The organism is Clostridium boliviensis, assembly GCF_033342255.1.
GTDB lineage: Bacteria > Bacillota > Clostridia > Lachnospirales > Lachnospiraceae > Lacrimispora > Lacrimispora boliviensis.
Map to the genome: position 1 here is coordinate 1 of NZ_JAWONS010000167.1, position 20,369 is coordinate 20,369.

19 protein-coding genes are annotated in these 20,369 nt (G+C 41.3%); 5 read left to right on the top strand and 14 right to left on the bottom strand.

Annotated elements, in window-relative coordinates; genetic code table 11:
• Positions 1 to 58: 58 nt before the first annotated feature.
• The gene (locus RZO55_RS10540) at positions 59 to 634 is read left to right on the top strand and encodes a hypothetical protein (protein WP_318064241.1); all 576 of its coding nucleotides are present in this window, start codon (positions 59 to 61) and stop codon (positions 632 to 634) included.
• A gap of 96 nt (positions 635 to 730) precedes the next feature.
• On the opposite strand, the gene RZO55_RS10545 is transcribed toward RZO55_RS10540, so the two are convergent.
• Positions 731 to 1,132 (bottom strand): sigma-70 RNA polymerase sigma factor region 4 domain-containing protein, encoded by a 402-nt coding sequence (locus RZO55_RS10545; RefSeq protein ID WP_318064242.1) that lies wholly within the window; start codon positions 1,130 to 1,132, stop codon positions 731 to 733.
• 170 nt (positions 1,133 to 1,302) lie between these two features.
• On the opposite strand from RZO55_RS10545, the gene RZO55_RS10550 reads away from it, so the two are divergent.
• From RZO55_RS10550 to RZO55_RS10560, 3 genes are all read left to right on the top strand, one after another.
• A complete protein-coding gene (locus RZO55_RS10550; RefSeq protein ID WP_318064243.1) occupies positions 1,303 to 2,145 on the top strand; it encodes a C40 family peptidase in 843 nt (280 codons plus the stop codon).
• Positions 2,146 to 2,198: 53 nt separating this feature from the next.
• Complete coding sequence (locus RZO55_RS10555; RefSeq protein ID WP_318064244.1) at positions 2,199 to 3,815, top strand: pectate lyase family protein; 1,617 nt, start codon at positions 2,199 to 2,201, stop codon at positions 3,813 to 3,815.
• 353 nt (positions 3,816 to 4,168) lie between these two features.
• Positions 4,169 to 4,408 (top strand): hypothetical protein, encoded by a 240-nt coding sequence (locus tag RZO55_RS10560; protein WP_097003543.1) that lies wholly within the window; start codon positions 4,169 to 4,171, stop codon positions 4,406 to 4,408.
• 54 nt (positions 4,409 to 4,462) lie between these two features.
• Here the strand turns inward: RZO55_RS10560 and RZO55_RS10565 are convergent, their stop codons facing one another.
• From RZO55_RS10565 to RZO55_RS10605, 9 genes are all read right to left on the bottom strand, one after another.
• Positions 4,463 to 4,642 (bottom strand): CorA family divalent cation transporter, encoded by a 180-nt coding sequence (locus RZO55_RS10565; protein WP_318064317.1) that lies wholly within the window; start codon positions 4,640 to 4,642, stop codon positions 4,463 to 4,465.
• Between the two features lie 123 nt (positions 4,643 to 4,765).
• Positions 4,766 to 6,130, bottom strand: a complete 1,365-nt coding sequence (locus RZO55_RS10570; protein ID WP_318064245.1) for an MATE family efflux transporter — start codon at positions 6,128 to 6,130, stop codon at positions 4,766 to 4,768.
• Positions 6,131 to 6,132: 2 nt separating this feature from the next.
• Positions 6,133 to 6,711 carry a MarR family winged helix-turn-helix transcriptional regulator gene (locus tag RZO55_RS10575; protein ID WP_318064246.1) on the bottom strand — a complete coding sequence of 193 codons (579 nt, stop codon included), beginning with the start codon at positions 6,709 to 6,711 and terminating at the stop codon, positions 6,133 to 6,135.
• Positions 6,712 to 6,878: 167 nt separating this feature from the next.
• Complete coding sequence (locus RZO55_RS10580) at positions 6,879 to 7,634, bottom strand: ABC transporter ATP-binding protein (RefSeq protein WP_318064247.1); 756 nt, start codon at positions 7,632 to 7,634, stop codon at positions 6,879 to 6,881.
• Positions 7,635 to 7,637: 3 nt separating this feature from the next.
• Positions 7,638 to 9,947, bottom strand: coding sequence for an ABC transporter permease (locus RZO55_RS10585; RefSeq protein ID WP_318064248.1), 2,310 nt, complete (start codon positions 9,945 to 9,947; stop codon positions 7,638 to 7,640).
• A complete protein-coding gene (locus tag RZO55_RS10590) occupies positions 9,922 to 11,229 on the bottom strand; it encodes an MFS transporter (RefSeq protein WP_318064249.1) in 1,308 nt (435 codons plus the stop codon). The genes RZO55_RS10585 and RZO55_RS10590 overlap by 26 nt, the downstream gene beginning before the upstream one ends.
• Positions 11,222 to 11,866: a TetR/AcrR family transcriptional regulator gene (locus RZO55_RS10595; RefSeq protein ID WP_318064250.1), complete on the bottom strand. Its 645-nt coding sequence runs from the start codon at positions 11,864 to 11,866 to the stop codon at positions 11,222 to 11,224. Before RZO55_RS10595 ends, RZO55_RS10590 begins: the two co-directional genes overlap by 8 nt.
• A 152-nt stretch (positions 11,867 to 12,018) precedes the next feature.
• Positions 12,019 to 12,273 (bottom strand): hypothetical protein, encoded by a 255-nt coding sequence (locus RZO55_RS10600; protein WP_318064251.1) that lies wholly within the window; start codon positions 12,271 to 12,273, stop codon positions 12,019 to 12,021.
• 370 nt (positions 12,274 to 12,643) lie between these two features.
• Positions 12,644 to 12,847 (bottom strand): EFR1 family ferrodoxin, encoded by a 204-nt coding sequence (locus RZO55_RS10605; RefSeq protein WP_439100050.1) that lies wholly within the window; start codon positions 12,845 to 12,847, stop codon positions 12,644 to 12,646.
• A 54-nt stretch (positions 12,848 to 12,901) separates the two neighbouring features.
• Between RZO55_RS10605 and RZO55_RS10610 the strand changes: the two genes are divergently transcribed.
• Entirely contained in the window at positions 12,902 to 13,210 is a 309-nt protein-coding gene (locus tag RZO55_RS10610; RefSeq protein ID WP_318064253.1) for a TetR-like C-terminal domain-containing protein, read from the top strand.
• Between the two features lie 111 nt (positions 13,211 to 13,321).
• Here RZO55_RS10610 and RZO55_RS10615 read toward each other — a convergent pair whose 3' ends face one another.
• From RZO55_RS10615 to RZO55_RS10630, 4 genes are all read right to left on the bottom strand, one after another.
• Positions 13,322 to 15,028: a S8 family peptidase gene (locus tag RZO55_RS10615; RefSeq protein ID WP_318064254.1), complete on the bottom strand. Its 1,707-nt coding sequence runs from the start codon at positions 15,026 to 15,028 to the stop codon at positions 13,322 to 13,324.
• Positions 15,029 to 15,049: 21 nt separating this feature from the next.
• A complete protein-coding gene (locus RZO55_RS10620; RefSeq protein ID WP_318064255.1) occupies positions 15,050 to 16,744 on the bottom strand; it encodes a S8 family peptidase in 1,695 nt (564 codons plus the stop codon).
• A 62-nt stretch (positions 16,745 to 16,806) separates the two neighbouring features.
• Positions 16,807 to 18,549 (bottom strand): NADH-dependent [FeFe] hydrogenase, group A6, encoded by a 1,743-nt coding sequence (locus RZO55_RS10625; protein WP_318064256.1) that lies wholly within the window; start codon positions 18,547 to 18,549, stop codon positions 16,807 to 16,809.
• A 15-nt stretch (positions 18,550 to 18,564) separates the two neighbouring features.
• Complete coding sequence (locus RZO55_RS10630) at positions 18,565 to 20,358, bottom strand: NADH-ubiquinone oxidoreductase-F iron-sulfur binding region domain-containing protein (protein ID WP_318064257.1); 1,794 nt, start codon at positions 20,356 to 20,358, stop codon at positions 18,565 to 18,567.
• Positions 20,359 to 20,369 lie beyond the last annotated feature (11 nt).

The following is a 20,369-nucleotide window of genomic DNA, read 5'->3' on the forward strand; positions in this document are numbered from 1 at the left end:
CAATATAATACATTACACGGCGTCAGGATCTGACGTTCTAATATATGAGGTGAAAAAGATGAAAATAAGAACTGTTGTATGTATCTGTTTATCCGCGGGACTCTTGCTGAGCGGGTGCGCAAAAGGAACTGAACGAATGATTCAAAAAACAGAAAGTACCGTTGATAACACCACTAACGAAACGTTGCCGCCAGCCAGTGAAAGTGTTGTGCCAACCAGTGAATCAACTGAAGAAACCGGAACCAGTCATGTCAAATCAACTGTCCAATTATTTGAAGGAACTTATTTTGATGAGGGCGTTTACAAATATGTAGATCTTCCGGAGACAGAATCACCGTTTGTATATTGTAATATCGAGATCAGCCATATTACTGATACCTCTTTTGATTTTACTATATCCGAAACCGTCATGGCGACCGGTGAGAGTACGGTTATCTTCCCTGCCAGTACAGCTTTTTTCACAGGAGATGGCGGAGAAGCCATTTATGAAGGAAAAGATCAGACCCTTCATTTTGAATTCCCCCATGATCAGGACCTTTATCCTATCATACGTGATATGAAGGTTACCGGCTTACCTAAATTAGAAGGAAATACTTATATCAACAATAATATCCCAGGACATGAAGCCGGATAACTCCACTCCGCACAGAAAGAAGGAGGCAGTAAGCGATTAATTTTACTGTCTCCTTTTTCTTATGCCGTTTTTAACAATCCAGTATATCAGCTCTGCTCACATAGGAAAATGGTTCAGTGCATGATTATGTATGTTATAAACCTGTCTCAGACTATAGTTGGTTATCTCACTGATCTCCTCCCATGTATATCCAGAGATATACTTTAACAAAAGTATGTTTTTTTCTATTTCACAGTCCATCCGGTTCACATTTTTCGCGATTGTTCTGCAAATCTGATTCTTATCTTCCAATTGCTTTCTAAAAGATGAAAGTATATCCGTCATTTTCATATCCAACAGATCTGTACCAAATTTCTCTGACAGAACAGACAGCGGCAGATTCTGTTCCTCTTGCAGATGAGTCAGCAAATCACCCAACGTCTTTACGGAAAAACTGAGCGCCTGATAGGATCGCAAGTAAGCTTTTTTCTGCTCTTTCTTTTCATATTTACCGTTCATCCAGTTACCCTCCTTAAGTTATTTACTAAGTAAAAAGGCGGTTGGGAACAGTTTGTAAACCAAAGACCATTACATTGTATTGCATGCTGCAATGATTGTAAGATTCAGTTATAGAAAACGCGGATCCGATTTTCTGTAACTTGATATTCTTATAAACAGGAGGTATTCATATGGGAAACATTGAAATTGCTGCAAAATGGATGATTGATCTGGCTGACGATGACTCACATGGCTATGATCAGACGCATAGATGGGGACCTGACTACGATTGCTCTTCCGCCGTCATCACAGCATGGGAGAATGCAGGTGTGCCCGTTAAAAGTAACGGAGCTGCAGCTACCGGTTCCATGTACAGACCTTTTCTGAAATGCGGGTTTTCTGACGTTACTTCTCAGATCACACTGAGTTCCGGCAAAGGATTAAAATATGGTGATGTACTGCTAAAGACCGGAACCAGCGGACATACTGCCATGTATATAGGCAGCAGTAAAATTGTACATGCCAGCATTAATGAAAAAGGAACTGCTACCGGCGGAAAAACCGGTGATCAGAATGGAAAAGAAATATGTGTCCGCTCTTACTACAACAAACCTTGGACCTATGTTCTGCGGTATACCGGGAGCGGTGGCGGTTCAGCCGGGGACAGTACAATCAGGAGTTTTCAGATCTGGCTTAATAACAACTATACTGCCAGATTAACTACAGATGGCGTTTATGGAACCAATACAAAAAAAGCTGCTACAAAAGCGTATCAAAGAGTCCTTGGTGTGACTGCCGATGGTATTTTCGGTGCAAACTCAAAGGCTGCAGTGAAAACCCTGAAATCAGGAAGCAAAGGAAATGCGGTTCATCTCCTGCAGGGAATGCTCTATTGCCGGGGATATAATCCCAATGGGGTAGATGGTATCTTTGGCTCAGGAACAACAAAAGCAGTAAAGAGATTCCAGTCCGCCAAAGGGCTTAATCCCGACGGACTTGCTGGTGCCAATACGATGTATGCACTTTATAATTAGATGCCAGTCAGCATATTAAAAGGCTATGACTGTATAAAACAAGGAGAAGCTATATGGAAGATAAATTAAATAATACAGCATCTGCAGCAAGTATTTCGCTGCCAGAGAGCGGAGGTTGGTTTGAAAGTGCTTATATCAAATGGAATCCTGTCAGCAGCGCAGTTTCCTACAATGCGTATATAAAACCTTCGCATGCAAGTGACTCTGCTTATTTGCAGATTGATAATGAATTAATAAGAAAGTATTCCACCTGTTGGAGAGCGGATGCGGTGGGCCTTGCAGCCGGTCAATATATTATGAAAGCAGAAGCAATACTCTCCAATAATACAAAAGAAAGCATTGTTTCCGGTGCTATCACCGTGAGTTCAAACGACAGAAGCGGATTTGCTTTTTCTGGTGATTCTGAGTATAAATCCGGTTCTGGCGCATACAGAGAAGATGGAATACTAAAAGATAATGCACAAGTGATTTATGTGACATCTGATACAGCAAAAACCGTAACACTTGATGTTACAGTAAACGGATCCGGCAAAAAACAAACAGGTACCGGTATTGGTGAAATTTTAAAATTACGTCAGAAAGGATATGACACCACTCCGCTTGCGATCCGTTTTATTGGACAAGTTACGGATAGTGACATGGATGGAGAGCTGAATAGCAAAGGATACCTTGAGGTAAAAGGAAAAGCTTCTTACAAAGAAATGAATACAACTATAGAAGGCATCGGAGAAGATGCTACTGCCTATGGCTGGGGAATCTTGGTCAGAAATTGCGGAAACGTGGAAATCAGGAACTTAGGTATAATGTTATTTCCAGACGACGGGATATCACTTGATACAGCTAACTGCAATGTTTGGGTTCATAATAATGATATCTTTTACGGAACTGCAGGATCCGATTCCGATCAGGCGAAAGGAGATGGTTCTGCCGATGTTAAGAGCGGATCCACTTATATAACCCTCTCCTACAATCACTTCTGGGATTCTGGAAAATGTTCTCTCTGCGGAATGAAAGATACGGAAGAATTTTTCGTAACCTATCATCATAACTGGTACGACCATTCCGACTCCCGCCATCCAAGAATCCGGGCAGCCTCCGTACATATTTTCAACAATTTCTTTGACGGAAATGCAAAATACGGCGTTGGTGTTACTAAAGGGAGTTCCGCATTTGTGGAAGCAAACTATTTCAGACACTGCAAATATCCTATGATGAGTTCCTTACAAGGTACAGATGCTTTGGGTGATGGTACGTTTTCCGGTGAAAATGGAGGTATGATCAAAGCCTTTGACAATATAATAGAAAATGCATCAAGCCTGATCTATGCAAACTCCAATGACGGAACAGCAAGGTACGATGCAGTCTCCTTTGATGCTTATCTGGCATCTGCAAGAAATGAAACTGTTCCAAATTCTTATAAAACCTTGGCTGGAGGCTCTGTTTATAACAATTTTGATACCAGCAAAGAGATCGGTATCAGCCTCTCTGATATTAATCAAGTGAATGATGTCAAGCAGATTGTTACAACAAGAGCCGGGCGTTTGAACCAGGGTGACTTTGCCTGGATATTTAACGACACAGTGGATGATATTTCTTATGATTTAAATGCAGCATTAATGTCCAAAATAAGAAGCTATGTAACAGACCTTAAATCAATAGGAGGAAAATAATCCCCAATACACAAAGACACGCGGTAATTGGTATCTGCCGCGTGTCTTAACAATGCATTTCCATTATACAGTAAATATACATGGTTCAAATAAAACATTGATTTTATTGTCACGTTTCCTCAGACCACAACTCACCCAGCCGTCCCGAATAAAATGAGGAATATAAGGAGGAGGAATAAGTGACTGATGCAATGGCCAGGGAAAATTTATTTTTCTCCAGGATCTTTGCTGCTTGTGCAATTCGTTTATTATGTATCTCTTTCTCCCTAAGGCCTAACCGTCAGTTTTTTCTGTATAAAATTTCACTATATGTAAATAATAATTCTAACTTTTAATGCAGAGGAGCAGATTATATGAATCGAGATAAACTCATAGCCCAGGTAAAAAATGAATATGCACGAATAGCCTCATCGGAATCCCAGCAGCACTTTCACCAGACGACAACCGAGATCACACCTGAAGCATATTATGAAAATCTGTTAAGTAACGTTATAGACGAGATTAACAAAGGAACATTCGATAATTTCAAATCCGGGGAAGAAGTAGTGACCGCCATTGCAAATGATAAATCCTGGCTTTCCGGTTGGAAATAGAAACAAATTTACAGTTAAAAACCGCAGTCCTTTTTATGGATTGCGGTTTTTATTCTAAAACAAATTCTTTTTATACAGCATATAACCAATGATACCACAAAGCACCATGGATGCGGCGATTATTATCCAGAAAGAGAACTGTGTATGCAAAGGTAAACCTACGTTCATTCCAAAGAAACTGGATATCATTGTATGAATAGCCATAACAATAGTAATAGAAGTTAAAAATTTCATAACTATATTCAAATTGTAAATAAAAATAACCAGAATGGAAAACAACCTTCCGGGTCGCAATCCATTCTGTCCACCTCCTTTTAATTAAACTTTATACAAAATTTACTCACATTAATAGTCTGCCTAATTCTGATAATTGAACTTAATGCTTCTATTAGCTCCAATCCAAAGAAAAAGTCCCACAAAACAAGTCAATCCCTCAGAAATTGTCATGGACCAGATAACACCATTAACTGCAAACAGTAAATTACCGATAATCAAAATTGGAATAAATATAATTCCCCTTACAACGGACATAACAGTAGATTGCACACCTGCTCCAAACGCTTGAAATATGCCTGTAAAAAGAGCGGACAGACCAGCGAAAATACTGGAGCAAAGCTGCGCTAAGAGGATTGTCTGACCGATAGCAATAACCTGAGGATCAATACTAAACAAACCAATTACATGTACTCTGAGTGTTAATAGAATGACTGACAACCCTAATGTAATACCTGACAAATAGAATGCAGTCTTGCTGATTATCTCTGTTAAGCGCTCCTGATTCTTCGCAGAATAGGCATATGCAATTAACGGAACAGCTCCCATTGAAAAGCTCATGGCAATAAAGTCTGCAATTTGAATAACTCTTTGAGAAATACCAAATCCAGCGACAACACTGTCTCCATAGAGCATAGAATAATTATTGAAAAGCAAGCTGGTAATTACCATAAAACCATCAAGTAAAAAAGCGGAAATTCCAACTTTGAAAATATTTTTATAAATCTCTTTACTTGGCTTAAACTCATAAATTGACACACTCTGGACCGTGCTCTTCTTTTGCAGATAATAGACAAACCAGGATACAGAGATCACGTTACCAATAACAGTTGCAAGTGCAGCTCCCATGATATCCATATGCAAAAGGAAAATAAGAATGGGGTCAAGTACCATGTTTACTATAACACCAGCTAACATGCCAATCATCGAGGCCGTAGATGCTCCTTCCGCACGGACTGTTTCCTCCAGCGAAAAATTAGCAATAACAAATGGTGCTCCAATAACAAACATCAGAATATAATTTTTTGTGTATAGTAAAGTGTCGCCCTTTGCTCCCAAAAGCTGTAAGAGTGGTGATAACAATGGCAGACATATCGCCATAAAAATAATACCTGTGATTATTGACGACCAAAAGTTTATGGAACAGACTTTTTTTGCACTGCTGCTATTGTCCTCTCCCAGCAGTCTTGACACATAGGTTCCGGCGCCCACTCCGAACAGGTGCCCAAGTGCCATTAGTATTGATGAAAATGGCAATGCCAGTGTAACTGCCGCCATCATGGCAGTATTATTAAGTTTACCAATAAAAAAAGCATCTGTGATGTTGTAAATAATTGTAGCAATAAAACTTAGCATCATAGGAATTACCATATGCATTATTGCTTTTGTAACAGGTGCTTTTTCCAGATAAAAAAGTGATTTTTGATCTATATTTTCCATGTTTTCCATATTTAAAATTCCTTTCCACGCCCCTGGCCCCTTCCGGATCTGGCGCCAAATTGTCTGCCACCTGAAAAGCGGTCATCAAAACGTCCGTCAAACGGATTCCCTCTGTGCATACGCGGATCAAAATCACGTTCATTCTGTTCATCACCAAGTTCATTTTCCAGAGATACGATAATACGATTAAGATAATCGCTTAAGTTCCTTTGTTCCTCTTCACTCAGGCAATCGAACAGCTTATCAAAGCTGAATTCCGGTTCCGTTGCTTGCGTTGCATTAATTCCTTCGTTTGTGAGTTTAATATTCATAACCCTGCGGTCAGTTTCTGATGGTGTACGTACAATGTACCCATTCTTTTCCAGCTTAGAAAGTAGTTCACCTAATGATTGGGGTCTCATGTCCAGCAGGTATGATAACTCTTTTTGGCTGATTTCCTGTTTCATCTTAAGAATCGCTAAAACTCTGCCTTGGCCTTTGCGTGGATCGCCCATAGGGCCAAAGTGCATATGGTTCAGCTGATGATACTTATGGAGCAGCCACTCCACACGTGTAAGTTGCATGATTAAGTCAAATTTTTTTTCTTCCATCTAGATCCCTCCAGTTATTTGCAAAATTAATAAGGTACCTTTCGATGTCATTATACAGGTACCTTATTAATTTGTCAACATTTTTTTGAAGGTACCTTCAAAACGGCTCTGGGAAGCAAGCCCTAGAGCCGTTTTTCTTCTATTGATGCTGTTTTTGCGGAAAAAACTTATATCCTCAAATGTTCCAAGCGCTGTACGATCTTTTTTAAATTTTCCTCTACACCGTCACCCTGTTTTGTAAGGTGCAGTTCATCGACAATTCTGCCATCACGCATAAATAATATACGTTGGGCATTTGCAGCCACCCTGGTATCATGGGTAACAAGCAAAAGCGCTGTTCCTTCCGCATTAATCCGGGAGAAAAGTTTCATTGTTTCATTGGCGGATCTGGTATTAAGTGCACCCGTAGGTTCGTCACAAAAAATGATCTCAGGTGCCATTAAAAGTGCACGGCAGATGCCTGCGCGTTGTAACTGACCGCCCGAAACCTCAGTAATATTCCTCCCCTTAAGCTCTTCAATTCCCATCTTTCGCATCAGCATATCAGCTTTTTCGGTAAGAATATCAACATTTTTATGGTATCCACGTAATGCTGGAAGCAAAATATTATCAAGAATATCTAAATTTTTAAGCATGGTAGGCTGCTGAAAAACAAATCCCATACCAGTCCGGCGCAGTTGTGAAAGGGCATCTTCTGAAAGCTTTGCTAAGTTTTGGCCATTAAAGGAAACCGTCCCTCCGTCTATGGATTCCATTCCGCTCAAAGCAAAAAGCAGGGTGGATTTCCCTGATCCGGAAGGCCCCATTACAGCCACAAATTCTCCCTTTTCTATCTGTACAGACACCTCCCGTAAAACCGTTTGCTTTTCATTCCCTTCACCAAATGTTTTGACAATTTTATGACCCAACACCAAAGTCTTCATTGTTTACTCCTTTATGTGTGCTGAAACCTGAATATTTTTTATACCCGACGTGCCAAACACAACAGCAAACACAACAGCACAGCTCATTGCCAGCGGGGAAATCAGATAAGCGAAAACAGGATTAACTGCAAATTTGAATGCGGTTGCTCCAAAAGATGCAATCACCATACCTGTCAACATCTCTCCAAGTGTATTGGCAAGAATTGTCCCCGCCAGAATTCCCATAAACAGCACCAACAGAAAACGGGAAAAAAACTGAACCGTAATGTCCCCGCTTGTAAAACCCAGCGATTTCATAACAGCAATGGGATGCCGCTCTTTTGCGATTAGCATTTTCATCATGAGCAGCGTGACCAAAATTGTCATGAGCAGTGCTGCAATCATTGCTGCCACAGAGATATTTCTAATAGAATCAATTGTCGGACCAAAGGTCTGAGCAATATAGCCATCAATATCTGCAACCTTTGCAAACGAAAACTGCTGCGTGTATTTTGCTGCTTTTTTGATACTTAAGCCGTTTTCTTTCAGCTTTACATACACCGTATACCACATGACGTTCCCGCCGTTTTCTGCGAACGCTGCTTTTGCAGTTTTTCCTCCGTTGGTAATGTCGGAATAGATGCCGCAGACCTTTAAGTCCCTCTCTCTGTCTTGATCTGTCAGAACAAGAGTATCTCCAATTTTCTTCCCCAATTCATCCGCATTCATTACAGAAAGAGCGATTTCGTCTTCTGCGCGTGGTGCCTCTCCTTTGACATAGTAAACAGGGAACTCTGTATGGTTGCCTAAATCAATTTTGATTGTTTTGTCTGCGCCGTTTGTGGTCTGTATGGGAAACCGTTTCGTCGTATGCACTACATATTCTGCAACAGCCTCATCCTTCTTAAGAGCTTGCGTAATTGCCGCTATCTTTTCGGGATTCTTGTCAGCTTGCTGAACGCGGATCATAATATCAGATCTTCCGATTCCCATATAAGAGCTAAATCCCGGGGAAGAAATCGTGCTGTATAGATTCTGAGGTACAAGCATAATAAATGTTGAAACTACAACCACGAGCAACATGGTCAAATAAAGACTTTTTCTGGATAGAACGTCCTTAACACCCAGAAATACATTCGTATGAAGCAGCCTGTTTTTTCTCAGCGGCATTCTTTTAACACTTGTGCCTTTTTCCAAAACAGAACCAAACCGGATTGCCTGTGCAGCTGGTATTTTTCGAAAACGGTTAAGCACATTGTTAACATAGATGATCACAGCAAGAAACACGAAAAAGACCGCAGTTCCTCCCCACATTCTAGCAAATACCGTGCCTGTACTGTGTCCCATTGCAAGGAGGATATTTTCAAGCGCAACTCCTTCCAGCGCAATAGACAATCCCCAGCCAAGTGCACTGCCTATCGCGGCAATAACTGCATATTTTCCCAGATAAAGCTTTTTCATATCAGTGATACGCAGTCCGATTGCCTTCATGATCCCGATTTCGCGGGCATCTTCCTCGATTTTAGCAATCAGAGTGAAGCGAATACACAAAAAGGCAATCAAAACTGCCAAACCACTGATCAGCAAAAGCACTGCAATCATCAATCCATCGGATACTGCATTCATCATCCGAAAAAGCGGAAAGGTTACCGTTGGTCCATTAGATTCCAGCCCTGCGCTGTTATATGCTGTTTCAAATTTGCTAAGAGCAGACAGGCTCTTAAGCCGAAACTCAATCAGATATTCAATATTCCCCTTGTTTCTGATTGACGCATAGTCGTTTTCGCTCACCAAAAAACGCTTGGAAGACGCCAGCGGAGAATTCATCTGGGAATCACGCAAAAGACCAGCAACAGTAAATTCCTTGCCTGCAATGGTAACTTTTTCTCCAGTTCCAGCCTTTGCGTAAGCGATCGGAAGGTAAATTTCTCCGTCAACCGGTTTAATGATTTGTCCATCGAGATCAAGAAGGTAATCAAAAACGTTGCTTTGTGTGCAGAGACCATTATCCTGAACACTGTCTGCAAGCGTATCGCCTCCGATTCTGATTTCTGCCCCGTCTATGTTTAGGAACTCCAATACCTGAAATTCCTTGACATCACTGTTTTCCTGTGCAAAGCGCTCCAGCCGTGCTGTATTGACCGCTCCTGCATGCATCTGCAAAAAATGCGGGGTTTTTGCCTGTGCCATCAGCTCATCAATAGAGCCTGCAAGCTGTAATCCCAAAGTCACCCCCAATGAAATGAGTGCTGCAGCTGCAGTGATAAATAACAGCATAATGACTGAAATTGTACGGCTTTTAATAAAATCATTCCAGATGATTCGTCTGAACATCGCCCTCTCCTTTTTCAAGCCTTTGAATTGATTTAAATTGATACAGCAAAACGGATGCAATACACAATAGAATACCTGCCATTATGATAAGAAACCCGGATCCCCTGCCCTTCCCGGTACCCAGAAGCCGGCCGGCACTTCCTGAAAGACTTCCCCCTTCCATCAGCAGCGGAGTAAAGAGACGGTCTGCAAGCAGCCCCGAAAAGCCATAGGCAAACACATAACCCATTTGGGAAATCAGTCCCACAAGCCCCCACGCTCGCCCTTGAAATTCATTTTTAATATTGGTACGCAATAAATAATCAATGCTCATATTGGAAAAAGGCAACATAGAAAAAAACAAAAATCCTGCTATGGTTATCATAATAAGATTTTCACGAAAACCAAACAGTGCCATAAATACGCCAGCACAAAACAGCGCACCGCACAAAATTTTCACATATGCCTTTTTAATTGAAAAAATACCCAGTAAAACACTGGAAACCAGCATCCCCATTGCTGACAAAGACTGTATAGTACCCAATGCACCGCTGTCTGAAAAGCTTAGAATCATAGGAGCGGCAAGTGTCTGAATAAAGCCCAGACATAAAGTTATGACAGAGCCAACCAAAACCAACGTCAGTACCCCTTTGTTTTGAGCGATTGCTTTCCACCCATCTTTAAAGCTGGCAGCAAAAGAAGGATTTTTTGTTTGAGGTTTTGCCTCCAGTCCTTTTCGCACAGCCATGGTTGCCATAACTGTGACGAAAAAGGTACATATATCAAGAATAAGCAGCAGACGTATGTCTGATACCTTGAGCAAAAGTCCAGCTATTGCAGGCGAAATCAGGTATTTTGCGGAACCAGCCATCTGAACAAAACCGCTGGCCTTTGTGTACTGTTCCTCTGTCAGCAGATCAGTCACAGTTGCCCGGTAAGCAGGCTCCAGCAGAGAGAAGAATACGGAGCTTATGGTCACTCCTATACAGATCTGCCAGAATGCTGCCTCTCCATCCCAAAGAGCAAACAGGATAAACAAAGGTCCGATTGCCGAGAGACTGTCCCCGAGTATCATCAAAATCCTGCGGTCATAACGGTCAGCCAGTACCCCTGCGGGCGCACTGAGCAGCAGCGAAGGTAAAAAGGCTAATAACAAAACAAAAGACACTTGCGACGCCATTCCCGATTGCTGATATACATAAACACCTAAACCAAAAGATGTGAGTCCTCCGCCTATTGCCGAAATAAGTTCTCCAGACCAGAGTAGTATGAACCTTCCAAACGGTTTTGACGTATTACCCATTGCAGTCCTCCGTTCTGTCTTCAAAAATCTGTAAAGCAAATGAAAGGGTACCGCTTTTTACCCCCAGCATACGTTCAACATTGAAAATAAGCGCATTTGCACGGGGTGCATATTCCTGTGGATTTATGTCCAGCATGTCACCATCAAACACTGTACTTGCATAAACCACCAACATCTCCACACATTCGTAGGGAAAGGGTGTATGGAACAAACCTTGTTCAATACCTTCACAAATTATTTTCGCAAGAATTGGCGTAAGCCCATTCAGCATGGTTCTTTGCACTTTTTGATGCATCAGCGCATTCTGCGGCCTGTGAATATGCTCAATGACTTCTTTGCCGCTCTGATCCATCTTGAGAGTCATAACGGATTGAATAATACGCTCGTAAACAGATTTGTCTTTATCTTCGGCGATTTCCTTTGCTGCCTTTAAAAGGCGGCTGCTGTGCCGCTGGATCAGTGCGTCCATGATGTCCTCTTTTGATTTGAAATGGTAATACAGCGTTCCACGGGCGATTCCGACTGCTTCTAAAATTTCATTGGTGCTTGTTCCGTCAAATCCTTTCTGAGTAAACAACTGTTCAGCCGCATCCAATATTTCGTTTTTGCGTTGATCTGCATCTTTTATTATTCTCATAAGATCACCTTTCTTTATAGACCGACTATCTGTCTACAATGTAATACATTTTGTAACGAATGTCAAGTTACCTTTAAATATCAATGCAAAAACAAAAAAGCCAGCTGATGCCCGTGGCAATCTGCTGACTTTTTGTATTACAATGATTTCCATTATACAGTAAATATCTGCTTTATCATGCTATTGATTGCCATCTTCTCTGAATTGGATATATCCGCATTAAATTCAGAACAGGCGTATAAGCAAATGTTTTCAATATCTCTATCCGATAACTTCCTGCTGTTTGTAATCTGATTCCATAATAAAGTAAAAATGAGCCTGCCTGAATCAGATAGAAAATTCGTATCCATATTAAAATTTGAAAACTCAAAAACAGGTTTAAAAGCTTCACTTAAGTTATTTTTCATGCAATCGCCCTCATCTTATCTCCTGCCAGGCCTTTTGCCAATTCATCGATATTGACATTAAACTCATCTTCTGATGGACGTTCCATTCCTTTATGAGGTATCCTTTCCCAATCCGAAGCACTGGCTTTCGATGTTTGGGAAAATGATTTGTACTGAATTCCAGATATTCTGCTAATATTAAAATTTGATATAACAATCACTTCCTTTACCCTTTTTTTAGAAATGATAAATAATTCATATACTATATAATATCGGCAAAATAATCGGACAATTAATGCGAATCACAAAATTGTGTTAGTTAATCCTTAGCAAAACTCCTGGCTTATTTATTATCAAAATAATATCTCGGCTTACTCTGCGTCTTCTTTTTTTAATCAATTGCTTCTGTGGGACATCTGTGAAGACAAGCCATGCAATGGGTACAGTCATTGCCCCATATGGGCTTGCCATCAGTTAAGATTATATTATTCAGCGGACATAGCTCTACACATTTACCACAACTAACACATCTAGTTTCATTAACATGAAATCCTTTTGCGCGAACTAGCAGCGTATAAAAAATGCTGTTTATCATATCACTGCTTTCCAGTTTCCCTACAATCCCGGTGTTGGCAGTATTCACAGCGCAATGGACAAGAGCAGTATCGTACAGATTATCCAGGGGTTTTTACAATATATTGCGGATGATAACAATTATATTCAGATTTTGCTCAGTGAACGGGGGGATATTGATTTCCAAAAAGAGCTTTTTACGATGATTTACAGAGAATGCGAATTAATGGCATCGCCAACACCTTCATCACAAACGGAGTTTTATTCTGTTTTTGTGCTCAATGGAAGTGTTGGTCTGATACAGCACTGGCTGAAATCCGGATTGACGAAATCAGCAAATGAAATAGCTGAAATCATCTTTAACATGGCAGCTCTTATTAAATAAATAATTTCACCTGTTCACGCATTTTATGTACTCACCCCACCAATCTTTCATACATGGCTTATTTAATAAAGTACAGAGATCTGCGATAATTATGTCCCTGTACTTTATTATCTATAAAATACTTCTGAAGATATTATAAGAATTATAAACATCCACAATTCCATACCCCCAGCTCTGATTGGGATATTGAAGATTACGATTTCTTTGCGCTCCCCGAAGAAGAAATTTTTTGACTCCTACAGTATCCAGACTGGGATAATTATTATTTACAATCCCCCATTCAAATATCATGGCTGCTATACCTGCCATGTGTGCAGCAGCCGCACCCGTACCTGTTATGGCAGTAAATTCATTATTTAATGTGGGACCTACTACGTTAACACCTGGAGCTGCCAGATCCGGGTTTATAATATTTGATGTTGAAAATCCTTTTCCCGACTCCGGGTATAACGCTCCCGTTACTGCATCATAAGCTATGGCTGTAATTGGTATCAGACTGTTACCAGGCGATGTTATGGTAGTGTAGGGGTTTGGATTAAGAAAAAATGTATCATTTGATATAAAATTACTGGAGGGCAGCCATATGTGGAAATCTCCAGGCAGATCACCCCCGCCGGATACTTTAAACCTCCAGATGCCCGGTGCCGGACTTTTAAAACGCAGCATAATGACCTGTTTACCGCTGTCCCGCTCGATCATAACATAATCAATATAGAGGATTGTCTGGTCAAATATAAAATGTACCTGCTTGGTCTCAAACAACCCCCGGGAAATTGCCGGAACGTATTCACCGGAAGGAGATAAAATATCCATTGCATAGCTCATGGGAGGACTGCCCCAAAGTTCCATTGTAAAGCCATATTCATCCGGTGCTACATTCAATTCTACCGTTACCTTTTCAGCCGGTCTGAGAATACTGTAAAAATGTCTTCTGGCTTGAGCTTCATTTCCTGCGGCAACAGTAATTCCCACTCCAGGGCAATCACCTACTATCTGTAACAGTGAACCCAGTAGTCCATTATTGCCATGTGGACCCTGAGAAGTTCCTACGGCTATACAGACTATCAGCGGCCGCTTTAACTTATCTGCTGTATTAATCAGATACTGAACTCCCCAGTTTATATCAGTTTCCTGGTAACAGATGGCATCAGGAGGGATGAAATAGAAATCAGTAAGATTTTTTTTAGCCTGCTTTAGTTTAACGACTAACAATTCTGCATCCGGAACAACGCCCACGAATTGATTACTCTTATTTTCCGAACCAGCTGCAATTCCTGCCAGCATAGTACCATGACCATTTACATCCATACTGGGAACAACCTCCAGCGGGTCTGCGCTGTTTAATGCCTGGTTAATTTGTTCAGCTGTATATTCTGTCCCATAGTATGCAGTATATCTTAAATCCGGATATGGACCGCTATCTATGGTCTGGTCCCAGATTGCTGCTATTTTAGTCGTTCCGTCTTCTTTGAGGAAAACCGGATTCGTATAATCAATGCCGGTGTCAACGAACCCTACGAGTACCCCCTTCCCCCTCAAATTAAGTGCTGGTATATTCCTTAATGATGTAACTCCAGATGCAGTCAGGCTTTCATAACTCAGTAAAGAATAGCATCTGGGTATCCCTGAATATCCAAAATCTCTGATCAGCCGGGACGTGACCTGGGAAATTGGTAAATAAATACCCGCATAACCTGGATTTGTAATATGTACAGAATATTCTTCATATTGCTTCAGTATGTTAAGATTTCCGTTATATTGAATAATCAAATCCATATAATCATTGCTGGTTATCTTAAACCTGTCCTCTGGCATCATCCGCTTCACCTCCAGTCATCATCAGACAATAAGCCCCTGAAAAATATTATATAAATCAAGTATTCCATATCCCCATTCATAATTCGGATATACCAGTTCCGATTTTCTTTTCGCCCCACGGATCATAAAAACCTTTAAATCCACCGTGCTCATTTCCGGATAATTACCTTTTACGATTCCCCATTCAAACAGGAGGGCCGCCGCTCCTGCCGCATGAGCCACTGCAGCACTTGTACCCGTCACCCGGACAAATCCATGGTTTAAAGATGGACTTAATATATCTACTCCCGGAGCAGCAATCTCCGGCTTAACAATATTAATGCGCGTGTACCCTCTGCCGGCGTCTATATAAAGACTGTTATCTGCCACATTATAAGCCGTAACGGAAATAGGGTTAATGGCACAAGATAAGGAAAGAAGTGTGATATTCGGATCAGATTTAATAAAAAACGTATCTGGTCCTATAAAGTTACCCATCGGGAGCCACATATTAAAATTAATGGGGAAAATCCCTTTGCTGTATACATTGAATTTCCACCTGCCCTGGGATGGCTTTGAAAATCGCAGCAGGATCAACTGGTCCCCGCTCTGTGATTCTACAAGTTGGGAGTCAACATAAATAATTGTGGGTTCAAATATAAATGAAATCTCTCTGCTCTCATCAAGCCGGAGATTAATGACTGGTATATATTCACCCGAGGGAGATGTAATATCAATAGAAAAAGTATTCGGTACTGTTCCCCATAATTCCAGAGAAAATCCGCTTTCATTGGGACCAACATTCAGTTCCACTGTTTCATATCCATTTTTCTCTGTAATAAATCCCCCAAAATGTCCCCTTGCAATTCCTTCATTGCCAACTGCAATTAATATTCCTAATCTTGGCCTGGTTGAATGGAACGATAACCAATTGCTTGTGGTACCTCTTCCATCATGCGCATACTGTGCGGTATCCACAGCAATACACATAATAATTGGCTGATCTTTTAAAGCAGCATAATCCATTAAATACTGAATTCCATAAATAAGATCCGTTTCCTGATAGGCCACTGCATCTTCAGGTATCCGGAAAAATTCTTTTAAATAAGGTTTCGCTTGTTTCATTTTTACGATCACTAATTCAGATTCAGGAGCAACGCCGGAAAATCCATTTTCAAAATCTTCGCCGCCTGCTGCGATTCCGGCAACCATGGTACCATGACCAATCTCATCCCTTGATGGTACAATACTGTATGGGTCCTCCGCCTGCAAAGCTGCATTAATCTGTTCTCTTGAATACTCTGTACCATAAGGTACCGTTTCCGATCCAATTTCCGATATTATCGTCTGGTCCCAGATACTGGCTATCCTTGTTGTTTTATCATTATACTGGAAAACAGGATTTGTATAATCAATACCGGTATCCACAATGCCAATCAATACTCCCCTTCCTTTTAAATTCAGATTGGGATTATTGCGGATAACCGGTATTCCGGATGCTTCCAGACTCGTTTGGCTGACTAAACCAAACAACGATGGTATAGAAGCATACCCCAGCCTGGATATCACATCTTCCGTCATAATACTGGCCGGAAGATGCACAACTGCATAAAAATAATTTATTACATTAACAGAGCCTGCTTCGTATTGTTCAAGAACAGATACATCAGAGCAAAAGCTAACAAAAAAATCTGCATATTCATTGCTATATATTTTTTCAATATCTACGGAATTCATGAATTACCTTATTTATTTTCTTATCCTATTATATTAATACGTATTCGTATAATAGCACTGATTTACATATTCTCTCGTTTCACATAGTAGGTATGAAGAAGTTCATGTGCTTTTTCTCCATAGGGTTCACCGAGAAATTCCTCGTAAAGCTTTTTAATCGCCGGATTTTCATGTGATTTTCTGAATTTCTTGTTTTTATCTTCTTTATATATTCCTTCCATTCGTTTTTTCAGAACATCAAAGTTCCCAAAATTATAGGGCTGACCGCCGCCGCCTATACAGCCTCCCGGACAGGCCATGATCTCAATCGCATGGTAATGGGATTTACCGGCTCTTATATCCTCCAGAATCTTTCTTGCATTGCCCAGACCATGAGCAACAGCAATATTGATATCCTGGTCATTGATCTTTATCACAGCTTCCCTGATTCCATCGAACCCCCTCAGCTCATGAAACTCAACCTCTTCAAGGGTTTCATTAGTAAGCCATTCGTATGCAGTCCGCAAAGCAGCCTCGATGACACCGCCGGTGGTGCCAAATATAACAGATGCACCGGTAGATTCTCCCAGTGGTTCATCAAATTCTTCATCCTTTAGATTCATCAAGTCAATGTTGGCCTCTTTTAACATATCACCCAATTCTCTTGTAGTTAATACCGCATCTACATCCTGTATGTCATCATGCATAAGCTCTGGTCTGGCAGCTTCATACTTTTTGGCCAGGCAAGGCATAATAGAAACCACAAAAATATTTTTGGGATCGATCCCCATCTTCTCTGCATAGTATGTTTTCGCGATCACACCAAACATCTCATGGGGGGATTTGCAAGTAGAGGGAATGTCAAGCATATCATTGAACTGGTGTTCAAAAAACTTGACCCAGCCCGGGCAGCAGCTTGTGAGTATGGGAAGCCTTCCCCCATGCTGCAGTCTGTGAATAAATTCCGTTGCCTCTTCCATAATGGTAAGATCTGCGGCAAAATCTGTATCAAAAACTTTATCAAATCCTAACATTCTAAGAGCAGCTACCATTTTCCCAGTGACCACCGTTCCCGGTTCAGCACCAAATTTCTCCCCCAGTGCTACCCGCACAGCAGGTGCTGTCTGAACGATGACAAATTTGTCTTTGGCATTTAGTGCTTCCCAGACATTTGGGATGTCATTTACCACGGTCAATGCAGCTGTCGGGCATACGGAAACACACTGCCCGCAAAAGGTACAAATGGATTCATGCATGGGTACATTAAGCGCTGGTGCTATGAACGTATCAAATCCCCGGTTAACTGCGGAATACACATTGACCGTCTGTACCTCATTGCACATAGTCTCACATCTTCTGCATAAAATGCATTTATCCATATTTCGAATGATTGCTTTACTTGAGATATCCTTTTCATGAGTTGCCCTGACTCCATGAAACTTGATCCGGCGTATGTCCAGTTCTGCTGCCAGTGACTGTAATTCACAGTTTAAATTCTTTTCACAAATCAGACAGTCCGTCGGGTGATTGGATAGAAATAATTCCACCACCAGTCTTCTTGCCTTAATACATCTTAAGGTGTTTGTCCTTACAATCATCCCCTCCGATACCGGAGTAGCACAGGAAGGGGCGAGATTTCTCCTTCCCTCGACTTCTACCACACATACACGGCAGGAAGCAGATCCATTTACCGTTTTAACATGTTCCAGATTAAGGTAGCAGAGTGTGGGTATCCGAATATCCAGTTTTTTTGCAGCCTCCAGTATGGTTGTTCCTTCCTCCACTGCAATCTTTTGACTATTAATTGTAACATTGACCAGCCCCATAAGTCCGCTCCTTCCTTAACCTTTTTCAATGGCATTAAATTTACATGTATTATAACATGCGCTGCACTTGATACACCTTGACTGATCAATCACATGAACCTTTTTAAGTTCTCCTTCGATGCAGTGCGCCGGACATATTCTTGCACACGCAGTACAGCCCACACACTTTTCCGGTAAAATATGAAAGGAGAAAAGTGACTGACAAACTCCGGCAGGACATCTTTTATCCTTTACATGAGCCAGATATTCATCTTTAAAATAGTGTAGAGTACTGAGTACAGGATTCGGAGAAGTCTGTCCCAGTCCGCACAGGGATGTATCTTTAATCACGTCGCCTAATTCAACAAGATCCTTCAAATCCTGTTCCGTACCATTTCCTTTTGTTATCTTTTCAAGTATCTCCAGCATTCTTGTATTTCCAATGCGGCAGGGAGTACATTTTCCACAGGATTCATCCTTGGTAAATTCAAGGTAGAACTTTGCAATGTCCACCATGCAGTTATCCTCATCCATAACAATCATACCGCCGGACCCCATCATGGAACCGATACTGTTAAGTGACTCATAATCAATGGGTATATCTAAATTTTCTTTTGTGATACAGCCTCCGGAAGGCCCCCCTGTCTGTACCGCTTTGAACTTCTTATTATTCTTTATTCCTCCGCCGATTTCAAAGATTACCTCTCTTAAGGTAATGCCCATTGGCACTTCCACCAGTCCCACATTATTTACCTTTCCGGCCAGAGCAAAGACTTTTGTACCTGGGGACTTCTCTGTACCTATCTTTTTAAACCAGTCAGGACCTTTTAAAAAGATAGGCGGTATATTGGCAAATGTCTCAACATTATTCACACAGGAGGGTTTATCCCAGACACCTCTCTGTGCAGGAAACGGAGGTTTTGAACTGGGCTCCCCACGTTTTCCTTCAACGGAATGGATCAGGGCTGTCTCCTCTCCGCATACAAAGGCACCGGCGCCATACCGCAAACCGATATTAAAATTAAACCCTGTGGAAAAAATATCCTCACCCAGAAGTCCCAGTTTCCTTGCCTGTTTTATGGCAATTTCAAGCCGGCTGATCGCAAGGGGATATTCCGCCCTGATATAAATATATCCATACCGGGCTCCTATGGCATAGCCTGCTATTGCCATTGCTTCAAGAACAGAATGGGGATCTCCTTCTAATATGGACCGGTCCATAAATGCGCCTGGATCTCCTTCATCTGCATTACATATAATATATTTTTCATCCGACTGACTCTTGCTTGTATATTTCCATTTGAGACCGGTGGGGTAACCCCCGCCGCCTCTTCCCCTGAGACCTGACTGGACAACTGTATCAATCACTTCATCCGGAGTCATTTCCGTTAAGCATTTTGCCAATGCCTGATACCCATCTGCCGCAATGTATTCATTAATATCTTCCGGGTTGATAAATCCACAATTCCTAAGTGCTCTGCGGACTTGTTTTTTATAGAAAGGAATGGATTTTTGACCTTCTAATCTTTCGTTTGTATTTGGTTCCACATACAAAAGACGTTCCACCTTACGGCCTTTTATCACATGCTCCGTAATGATTTCTTCTGCATCCTCCGGCTTTACCGTGATATAAAACACATTATCCGGATAAACTTTTAAGATCGGACCTTTCTCACAAAAGCCAAAGCATCCGGTAACGACCACTTCCACCTCATGGGTTATTTCGTGTTTCTTAATCGATTCCTTTAACAGCTTTACAAGCTCCAGGCTGTCAGACGATGTACATCCGGTACCACCACAGACCAGTAAATGCATTCTGAAGTTACTCATAAGCCCTCCTC